The organism is Sphingomonas sp. LH128, assembly GCF_000293195.2.
Taxonomy (GTDB): domain Bacteria; phylum Pseudomonadota; class Alphaproteobacteria; order Sphingomonadales; family Sphingomonadaceae; genus Novosphingobium; species Novosphingobium resinovorum_A.
In genome coordinates, this window is record NZ_ALVC01000357.1 from 1 (window position 1) to 8,083 (window position 8,083).

9 protein-coding genes and 1 pseudogene are annotated in these 8,083 nt (G+C 69.3%); 5 read left to right on the top strand and 5 right to left on the bottom strand.

Going from position 1 to position 8,083, the window contains the following annotated elements; all coding sequences use genetic code 11:
- The 4 genes from LH128_RS24735 to hemN all read left to right on the top strand — a co-directional run.
- On the top strand, positions 1-491 hold a 491-nt coding region (locus tag LH128_RS24735; protein ID WP_008832428.1), incomplete at its 5' end, for an HAD-IC family P-type ATPase.
- Positions 488-634 (top strand): cbb3-type cytochrome oxidase assembly protein CcoS, encoded by a 147-nt coding sequence (gene ccoS, locus LH128_RS24740; RefSeq protein WP_008832429.1) that lies wholly within the window; start codon positions 488-490, stop codon positions 632-634. The genes LH128_RS24735 and ccoS, both read left to right, overlap by 4 nt.
- The gene (locus tag LH128_RS24745) at positions 631-849 is read left to right on the top strand and encodes a hypothetical protein (protein WP_008832430.1); all 219 of its coding nucleotides are present in this window, start codon (positions 631-633) and stop codon (positions 847-849) included. The genes ccoS and LH128_RS24745 overlap by 4 nt, the downstream gene beginning before the upstream one ends.
- A gap of 31 nt (positions 850-880) precedes the next feature.
- Positions 881-2,194, top strand: a complete 1,314-nt coding sequence (gene hemN, locus LH128_RS24750) for an oxygen-independent coproporphyrinogen III oxidase (RefSeq protein ID WP_008832431.1) — start codon at positions 881-883, stop codon at positions 2,192-2,194.
- Positions 2,195-2,197: 3 nt separating this feature from the next.
- Here the strand turns inward: hemN and LH128_RS24755 are convergent, their stop codons facing one another.
- From LH128_RS24755 to LH128_RS24775, 5 genes are all read right to left on the bottom strand, one after another.
- Entirely contained in the window at positions 2,198-2,470 is a 273-nt protein-coding gene (locus LH128_RS24755) for a PilZ domain-containing protein (RefSeq protein WP_008832432.1), read from the bottom strand.
- A 287-nt stretch (positions 2,471-2,757) separates the two neighbouring features.
- On the bottom strand, positions 2,758-3,360 hold the full coding sequence (locus LH128_RS24760) for a M23 family metallopeptidase (protein WP_051211578.1): 603 nt from the start codon (positions 3,358-3,360) through the stop codon (positions 2,758-2,760).
- A 229-nt stretch (positions 3,361-3,589) separates the two neighbouring features.
- Complete coding sequence (locus tag LH128_RS24765) at positions 3,590-4,378, bottom strand: ferritin-like domain-containing protein (protein ID WP_008832434.1); 789 nt, start codon at positions 4,376-4,378, stop codon at positions 3,590-3,592.
- Positions 4,379-4,482: 104 nt separating this feature from the next.
- On the bottom strand, positions 4,483-4,953 hold the full coding sequence (locus tag LH128_RS24770; protein ID WP_008832435.1) for a peroxiredoxin: 471 nt from the start codon (positions 4,951-4,953) through the stop codon (positions 4,483-4,485).
- Positions 4,950-7,664, bottom strand: coding sequence for a bifunctional [glutamine synthetase] adenylyltransferase/[glutamine synthetase]-adenylyl-L-tyrosine phosphorylase (locus LH128_RS24775; RefSeq protein WP_008832436.1), 2,715 nt, complete (start codon positions 7,662-7,664; stop codon positions 4,950-4,952). The genes LH128_RS24770 and LH128_RS24775 overlap by 4 nt, the downstream gene beginning before the upstream one ends.
- 220 nt (positions 7,665-7,884) lie before the next feature.
- Here LH128_RS24775 and LH128_RS24780 point away from each other — a divergent pair.
- A pseudogene (locus LH128_RS24780) lies at positions 7,885-8,083 on the top strand (peptidase M28); the annotation flags it as partial.

Consider the following 8,083-nt stretch of genomic DNA (forward strand, 5'->3'; position numbering starts at 1 on the left):
CCCCCCCCGCCGCGATCGCCTCGGGCGACCGGGTGGAGGCGGTCGGCGGCGTCGCGCGGAAACTGGGCCTGTTCGCCACGGCGGCGATGCGCCCGGCGGACAAGCTGGCGCTGCTCGAACGCCGCGCGGGGCTTGGGCACAAGGTGCTGATGGTGGGCGACGGGCTCAATGACGGCCCGGCGCTGGCGGGCGCCCATGTCAGCCTCGCGCCCGGCGGGGCGAGCGACGTCTCGCAGCAGGCGGCCGACGGCGTCTTCGTCGGCGAGCGGCTGATGCCGGTGGCGACGGCGGTGAAGGTCGCGCGCGCCACGATGCGGGTGGTGCGCCAGAACTTCGCGATGGCGGTGGGCTACAACGTGCTGGCGGTGCCGCTGGCGATCCTCGGCCACGTCACCCCGCTGGTGGCGGCGCTGGCGATGTCGGGCTCTTCGCTGCTGGTGGTCGGCAATTCGCTGCGGCTGGCGCGCGCGGCAGGGAAGGAAGCGCAATGACGATTCTCGGCTTCATGATCCCGCTGTCGCTGGCGATGGGGCTCTGCGCGCTGGGCACGTTCTTCTGGACGATGCGCTCGGGCCAGTACGAGGATATGGACGGCGCCGCCAACCGCATCCTGATCGACGAGGATGCGCCATGACGCGGCGCCTGATCGCCCTGTTCGGCGCGCTGGCGCTGGTCCCGGCGATGGTCGGCCCGCTGCAGGTCGAGGCGCGGGAGCTTGTCGCGATGACCTGCAATGGCGGTGCGGTGAGCGTGCCGGTCCCCGCACCTCCGGGACCGCCGCAGGGGCCATGTTGCGCCAAGGGCTGCCATTCCGATTCCAAACGCAAGCGGCTTGATCGATCGCAATGACGGCGCGGAAGGATAAGGCAAAGTTGCGGCCATGTGGACCTATCACCCCGAACTGCTGGCGATTCCCGTGCCGCGCTACACCAGCTTCCCCACCGCCGCCGAGTTCGCTGGCGGGATAGGCGCGGGCCAATACGAGGAGGCGCTGGAGCGCACGCAGGGCGAGGTATCGCTCTATGTCCACATCCCATTCTGCGAGAAGATCTGCTGGTATTGCGGCTGCAACACCAGCGTCGCCAACCGGCGGGACAGGGTAGCCAGCTACCTCGACGCGCTTCACCGCGAGATCGATCTCGTCGCCGAACGCCTTCCTACAGGCGCGCGGGTCACGCGTATCGCTTTCGGCGGCGGCAGTCCCAACGGCATTTCGCCGATCGACTTCGTGCGGCTGGTCGATGCACTGACGCTGCAGTTCGAGACCTCGCACCCGGTCACTTCGATCGAACTGGACCCCCGCACCCTTGGCGCCGGGTGGGCGGGGGTGATCGCCTCGGTCGGGATCGCGCGTGCCAGCCTCGGCGTGCAGACCTTTGCGGAGCCATTGCAGCGGGCGATCGGCCGCGTGCAGCCGACGGCGATGATCGAGCAGGCCGTCGCCATGCTGCGCGGCGCGGGCGTGGGTTCGCTGAACTTCGATCTCATGTACGGGCTGCCCGGCCAGACCATGGCGCAGCTGAAGGATTCGCTGGAGCGCACCGTCGCGCTGGGCGCCGATCGCATCGCGCTGTTCGGCTATGCCCACGTTCCGCACCTGATCCCCCGCCAGCGCAAGATCGATGCGAGCGAACTGCCCGGTGCCGAGGCGCGCTTCGCCATGGCAGCCTACGGGCACGGCTTCCTGCTGGACCGGGGCTATGTCGCGGTGGGCTTCGACCACTTCGCGCTGCCCGGCGATCCGCTGGCGCAGGCGACGCTGACCGGACACCTTCGTCGCAATTTCCAGGGCTTCACCGACGATCAGGCGCCGGTCCTGCTGGGGCTGGGCGCCTCTGCGATCGGCGGCTTCCCGGACCTGCTCGTCCAGAACGAGAAGAACACCGGGCGCTATCGCATGATGCTCTCGCAGGACCGGCTGGCCGCGACGCGCGGGATCGTCCGGAGCGCCGAGGACCAGCGGCGCGGCGCGGTGATCGAGGCGCTGCTGTGCCAGGGCCGCGCGCCTGTGGCGGCGGACTTGTGGCAGGAGGCCGGGCCGCTGCTGCGCCCCTATCTCGATGCCGGATTGTGCGAGACCGATGGCGGCGACCTCGTCGTGCTGCCGGGCGGACTTCCTTACGCGCGCTCGATCGCGGCGCGGTTCGACCCTTACCGCAAGGAGTCGCTGCGGTGCTTCAGTTCGGCGGTGTGAGCGTCACCCCCGCGTATCGAACTCCACCCCGAACAGGTTGCCTTCGCGCCAGCGCACGAGGCCCCAGACCTCGCGGCCGTCTTCCAGCGTGGCGCGCACCACTTCGCTGAGGCGGGGCGGCTCCCCCGCCGCAGCGGCACTGAGCCCGCGCGAGGATATGTCGCTTACGATCACGGCAATTTCCCCCCCGCGCGAATCGGTCAGCGCAAAGCGCGTGCAGCGCCGGCGGCGGCGCTCGCGCAGGATCGGGGTGGGCCGGAAGCGGGACGTGTCCATTTCAGGCCAAGAACGGCGGCGCGCAGCAGAAATTCAGCGGGTCTGGCGGATTTGACCGCGATCAATGCGAGACGCGGCCGCAAGTGCGAAGACCGTCTTGCCGGTCCACCGCACCAACCCCTTCCGCTCCGGCGGAGCCCCGGTGCGGTAACCGCTTCTCCCCAACTTCAAGGGGCGGCCCACCCTCGTGACGGGCTGCCCCCTTTTTTGGCGCATCACGGAACACAGGCAAAAGAAAAGGCGGCCTTTTGAGCCGCCTCTTCCTCCTCTCAACAGGAAAACTCTGGTCAGTTGGCCGAAGCGAGGCTCGGCTGCTGCATGTAGGGGACCGGGTTCACGGCCTCGCCGTCGACGCGCACTTCGTAGTGGAGGTGCGGGCCGGTCGAGTTGCCGGTGGAACCGACGTAGCCGATGATGTCACCCTTGTGGACGCGCTGGCCGTCGGCGACGTTGAGGCGCGACATGTGGCCGTAACGGGTCTGCATGTCGCCGCCGTGCTCGAGGCTGACGAACAGGCCGTAGCCGCTGAACCACGAGGCGCGGCTGACGGTGCCGTCTGCGGTGGCGTAGACCGGGGTGCCGGTGGGGGCGGCGAGATCGACGCCCTTGTGAGCGCGGCGGCCGCCGAGAATGGGATGTTCGCGCATGCCGAAGGTGCTGGTCATGCGCTCTTGAGCGAGGGGGTTGCGCGAGGGGATGGCGACGGTGGCGATACCACCGACGGCTGCCTTGGGCTTGGCGGCGGCAAGGCCGGTTTCCTCATAGTTCTGCCAGGAGCTGAAAAGCTGGCTGAACTGCTCGTCCTCACCGCCGGTAACCGACTGGTTCGCGGCCTGGCTGGTGCGCAGGGTGGAGGAAATGTCGGCAGCGGCAGCGCTGCTGTTGGCCATTGCAGGTTGCGCTGCAATGGACAGTCCCGCTGCGACGAAAACGCCGGTCACTGCGCGGAACTTGGCGAAAAATTTCGTTACGACCACTCGCAATACCTTGCTTATCCGCCGTCATTCCGAGGAAGGCGACGCTATTTTGAGCACGCCGAAACCGGTCGCGCCAAGGAGTATGGAGATCGTCGGAACCCCCCGCCGTCTCGTGAGTGTGACTTATGCCGTTAGTTTTGACTCAGGCAAGCGCGGTATACAGATCGCGCGACAAACCGGCAGCGAGCCGCGCCGAGTCGTTGAACGGCGGTTTAACGGAGCCGTGAAAGTAACGAAAAACCAAGGATTTCCACAGCTCTCCGGGCTCTTCGCCCAACCGTTCGGCGTGGTCGGCGAAATGATTTGCGCCGAATCGAACGTGGGCGATTTCGTCGTCAAGGATGCGTTCAAGGATGCGTGCGCCGCGCTCGTCGCCCATTGTGCGGACCCGCTCGATCGCCGCCGGGGTGACGTCCAGCGCGCGGGCTTCCAGTACCATCGGCACAACGGCGAGGCGGCCGCCGACATCGCCCCGTGTCTCGTGCGCGGCGCTCCACAGTCCGTCATGGGCGGGCAGGGCGCCGTAGTGGCTGCCTTGCGTGCGCAAATGCCTGTCGATCAGGGAAAAGTGCATGGCCTCGTCCGCCGCGACCTTGAGAAAGTCGGACACGAACTGCCGCCCCATCGCTTCCCCGAACCGCCCGGCCATGTCGAGCGCGAGGTCGATCGCCACGAACTCGATATGGGCAAGCGCGTGCCACAGGGCGATGCGGCCCCGTTCGCCCCCTCCCTTGCGCCGGGGCATCTTGCCGGGCGGCAGCAGTTCGGGCGAGTCCGGACGGCCGGGGGTCTCGGGCATCGCGGCGTCGAACGCGAAGGCAAGCCGCCCGAGCCGCCAGTCGCGCGCGACCTTGCGCGTCGCCATCACCTTGGCGTGCGGATCGCACTCGAGCAGGGCGGCGCGGATGGCGGCGGCGATGGTGGTCTGCATTGCAGTTCTCCCAAGTTTCGTCATTGCGAGCGCAGCGAAGCAATCCAGGGCGGCTTGAGACTGCTCTGGATTGCTTCGCTGCGCTCGCAATGACGAAGAGTGAGTTACAGCGCCTTTGCGGCTTCCAGCACCTTGGCGGCGTGGTCCTTGACCTTCACCTTGTCCCACACTTGCGCGATACTGCCGTCCGCTCCGATCAGGTATGTGGTGCGGACCATGCCCATGTAGGTGCGGCCGTAGTTCTGCTTCTCGGTCCAGATGCCGAGCGCGTCGGAGAGACCGTTCTCCTCCGCATCGGTCGCGAGCGGGGCCTTGAGGTCGTGCTTGGCGATGAAGTTCTGGTGCTTCTTCGCCGAGTCTTTGCTGACGCCGAGCAGGGCGGTGTTCGCCGCTTCGAACTCGCCCTGCAGCGCGGAAAACTCGATGTTTTCGGTGGTGCAGCCGGGGGTCGCGTCCTTGGGGTAGAAGAACACGACCAGCTTGCGACCGGCGAAGTCGGAGGCTTTCACGCTGCCGCCTTCTGGCGTTTCAAGGGCAATGTCGGGGAACGGGTCGCCGATGTGCGGGCGGGTCATGCGTCTATCTCCAGGGTTTCGTCGAAGGCCGCGCGCCAGGCGTCCGCGATGTGGCGGCGCGCCGTTGCGAGGCCCGTTTCGAGCGCTTCCCAGTCCCCATAGCCGCATGCGCGCACGAGTGCCAAGCGCGCAGCAGGGCCGGGCACTTGCGCATCGGGCGCCAGCAGCCGTCCGGCGACGAGCAGGCGGGTAAGCGCGTCGTGCGCCTCGACCAGCGCGGCATCGACGAGTCCCGCTGCGGCCAGTCCGCGCACCGCCTCGCCGAGATCGGGATCGAGGCCGGGTCCGCGTTCGCGCAGCTGGATGAAGTGGACGATGAACTCCAGATCGACCAGCCCGCCGCGCATCAGTTTGACGTCGAGCGGGCCGCCCGGCGGCTTGTGGCGGGCCATCTTCTCGCGCATGTCCAGCACGTCGGCGCGCAGCTTGTCCGCATCGCGCGGGGCGGTGAGGACAGCGTGCACGACTGCGGCCAGCGCCGCGCGGCCTTCGGGCGAGCCGTAGAGCGGGCGGGCGCGGCACAGCGCCATGTGCTCCCATGTCCACGCCTGCTCGCGCTGGTAGGTCTCGAAGCTCTCGAGGCTGGCTGCGGGTGGCCCCTGCTCGCCGGAAGGCCGCAGGCGAGTATCGACCTCGAACAATGCGCCTTGTGCGGTCGCCACCGACAGCGCCGAGATCGCTCGCTGCGACAGGCGGTTGTAATAATGCGTGGCGCCCAGCGGGCGGCGGCCGTCCGACTCGCGGCGGAAGTCACCGCTGAACAAGTATACAAGGTCGAGGTCCGAGGCGTGGGTCAGAACCCCGCCGCCCATGCGGCCGAGGCCGAGGATCAGCGTCTCGCTCTGCGCGATATGCCCATGGGTGCCCTCGAATTCCTCGACGGTGGCATCGGTCAGGACGACCAGTGCGGCCTCGGCGATGCGGGCGAGGGCGTGGCCGATCGCGACGGGATCGTTGGCGCCCTCGATCAGTTGGACGCCCAGCTTGAAGCGCAGCTCGCCGACCTTGCGCCGCACCGCGTCGAGCTTGCGTTCGTAGTCGTCGCCCGCCTCGAAGCGGGTCAGTTCGGCGACCAGTTCCGCAACGCTGCCGGGCAGGTCGAAGGCGCTGGCGTCGATCAGCGGGTCGAGCAAGTCGGCGCGGCGGGCGAGGGCATCGGCCAGCGGCGGGGCAAGGCCGAGAATGCGCGCCAGCATCTCGATCAGCGCCGGGCGGGCCTGCAGCAGGTTGAACAGGTTGATCGCGCTGGGCAGGTTACCGAGCAACTGCTCCCACCGGGCGAGCGCGCGATCCGGTTCGGGCGCGGCGGCAAGCGCAGCGAGGAGGTCCGGGGCGATCGCGACAAACGCCGCCCGCGCGGCATCGGAACGCAGGGCGCGGACCTTGCCGCCGAGCCAGCCCTCGATGCGCTGGGCTACGCCTGCGGGATCGGCGAAGCCCAGTGCTTCGAGGTCCTCGGGCATGGTCGACTGGTCGGGCACCGCGACCGCGCCGGTGGGCGTATTCGCCATGATCAGCGTGTCGTAGCGCTCGCCCACCGCCTCGGTGATGGCGGTGAGTTCGTCGAGCAGGGCCTGACCGTTCGCCATGCCGTCGAGCCGGGCAACCGCCTCGATGCCCTCGGCGGTTTTCGGCAGGCTGTGGGTCTGCTGGTCGTGCTGCATCTGCAGGCGATGCTCGATCGTGCGCAGGCGGTCGTAATGCTCGCCGAGCAGGCGCGCTTCCTCGGCCGGGACCAGCCCCGCCTCGGCCAGCGCGTTGAGCGTCGCGCGGGTGCCGCGCAGGCGCAGCGCGGGGTGACGGCCGCCGTGGATCAGCTGGTGCGTCTGGGCGTAGAACTCGATCTCGCGGATGCCGCCGCGGCCTTTCTTGAGGTCGAAGCCGGGGCCGACTTGCGGGGAGCCGCGCGTGCTGGCGCGGATCTGCGCGGTCAGGCGGCCGATCTCGGCGATGGCGCCGAAGTCGAGGCTGCGGCGCCAGACGAAGGGGCGGATCGCGGCGAGGAACCCCTCGCCCGCCGCGACGTCCCCGGCGCAGGAGCGGGCGCGGATGAAGGCGGCGCGTTCCCACGTCAGCGCGGAGGATTCGTAATGGCTCAGCGCGCCTTCGACCGGGATCGCCAGCGGGCTGACTTCGGACGCCGGGCGCAGGCGCAGGTCGACACGGAAGACGTAGCCCTCGTGCCCTACGTGCGAGAGGATCTCCACCACCGCGCGGGCAACGCGCTGTGCGGCCTCGCCGGGCTCGTCGCGCTCGCGGCGGGGCAGGAGTTTCGGGTCGAACAGCAGGATCGGATCGATGTCGGAGCTGTAGTTCAGCTCCCCGGCGCCGTGCTTGCCGAGCGCCAGGGCGAAGAAGCCTTTCGGCTCGGCGGGGTCGTAGTCGGGGACGCGGCGGCGGATTCCGGAGACGATCGCAGTGTCGAGCGCCCGGTCGGCGAAGGCGGAGAGGGCGCCGGTCACCTCCAGCAGCGGGAAGGCGCCCGCAAGGTCGCCGATGGCGAGAGCGAGGCCGAGCGCCTGCTTCTCCCGGCGCAGGGCGGAGGCGGTGTCGGCGACGCCCTCCCCTGCCTTGCGGGCCAGCGCGAGGGCGGCCTGACCATCTCCGGCCTGCAGCAATTCCGTCACGGCGGGCAGGCGATCGAGCGCGTTCGCAAGGAACGGCGCATGGGCGCGGGCGCGGTCGATCGCGCTGGTCCAGTCGGCACTCATGGCGGGCGTTCTGCCCTTGGCTTGCGGTTTGGGCAAGCGCGCTGGCCCACCCCCGCCCCCTCCCGCAAGCGGGAGGGGAGAAGAAGGGGCGCCCCTCCCGCTTGCGGGAGGGGTAGCGAGAGTTGGCAGCTTGCTGCCTACTCGCAGCGGGGTGGGTACGCCCTTGCCCCCACCCGCGCCGTCTGGCACCTGTGCGCCCGTTCGTCTGGAGGTCCCCCCCATGAAGCCTTACCTGCCGCTCGTCGCGTTGGCCGCGCTTGGCGTTTCGCTCGCCGCTTCGGCCCAGCCCTTGCCCAAGGGCACTGCGCTGAAGCCGCCCGCCGATGCAGGCGCGCAGCCGGACGTGCCGGTGGACCTGATGAAGGCCGTCACCAAGCGCCTCTCCGCCGACGACTTCGAGGGCCGCGCGCCGAGCACCG

Excerpts from the sequence above, each read along its gene's own strand:
- ccoS (WP_008832429.1), top strand. The coding sequence starts at position 488 with ATGACGATTCTCGGCTTCATGATCCCGCTGTCGCTGGCGATGGGGCTC.
- LH128_RS24745 (WP_008832430.1), top strand. The coding sequence starts at position 631 with ATGACGCGGCGCCTGATCGCCCTGTTCGGCGCGCTGGCGCTGGTCCCG.
- hemN (WP_008832431.1), top strand. The coding sequence starts at position 881 with ATGTGGACCTATCACCCCGAACTGCTGGCGATTCCCGTGCCGCGCTAC.
- LH128_RS24755 (WP_008832432.1), bottom strand. The coding sequence starts at position 2,470 with ATGGACACGTCCCGCTTCCGGCCCACCCCGATCCTGCGCGAGCGCCGC.
- LH128_RS24760 (WP_051211578.1), bottom strand. The coding sequence starts at position 3,360 with ATGGCCAACAGCAGCGCTGCCGCTGCCGACATTTCCTCCACCCTGCGC.
- LH128_RS24765 (WP_008832434.1), bottom strand. The coding sequence starts at position 4,378 with ATGCAGACCACCATCGCCGCCGCCATCCGCGCCGCCCTGCTCGAGTGC.
- LH128_RS24770 (WP_008832435.1), bottom strand. The coding sequence starts at position 4,953 with ATGACCCGCCCGCACATCGGCGACCCGTTCCCCGACATTGCCCTTGAA.
- LH128_RS24775 (WP_008832436.1), bottom strand. The coding sequence starts at position 7,664 with ATGAGTGCCGACTGGACCAGCGCGATCGACCGCGCCCGCGCCCATGCG.